The organism is Rhodococcus sp. KB6, assembly GCF_001445685.1.
In the GTDB taxonomy this organism is placed as follows: Bacteria; Actinomycetota; Actinomycetes; order Mycobacteriales; family Mycobacteriaceae; genus Rhodococcus_F; species Rhodococcus_F qingshengii.
On the sequence record NZ_LNAK01000087.1, the window covers coordinates 1 to 356 of the forward strand.

General features: G+C 66.3%; 1 protein-coding gene. It reads right to left on the reverse strand.

Features of this window, described 5'->3' with window-relative positions; genetic code table 11:
* Positions 1-356 (reverse strand): beta-ketoacyl synthase N-terminal-like domain-containing protein (locus tag ASU23_RS12270; protein ID WP_301336398.1); only part of this gene is annotated, 356 nt, incomplete at both ends.

Sequence of the window (356 nt, forward strand, 5' to 3'; positions counted from 1 at the left end):
TGTTCGGTGAGCAGGCCCATGGCCTGGTCGGTGAAGATGTCGTGGAGGCCGTCGTAGGCCATGTGGTCGCGGAGGGTGACGTCGCCGTATTTGAAGCCTTCGCGGCTTTTTTCGAGCATGTGGGGTGCGCGGGACATCGATTCCTGCCCGCCGGCGACGACGATGTCGAATTCGCCGGCGCGGATGAGTTGGTCGGCGAGGGCGATGGCGTCGATGCCGGAGAGGCACACTTTGTTGATGCTCAGGGCGGGGACGTTCATGGGGATGCCGGCGGCGACGGCGGCTTGGCGGGCGGGCATCTGGCCGGCGCCGGCGGTGAGGACCTGTCCCATGATGACGTAGTCGACCTGTTCGGG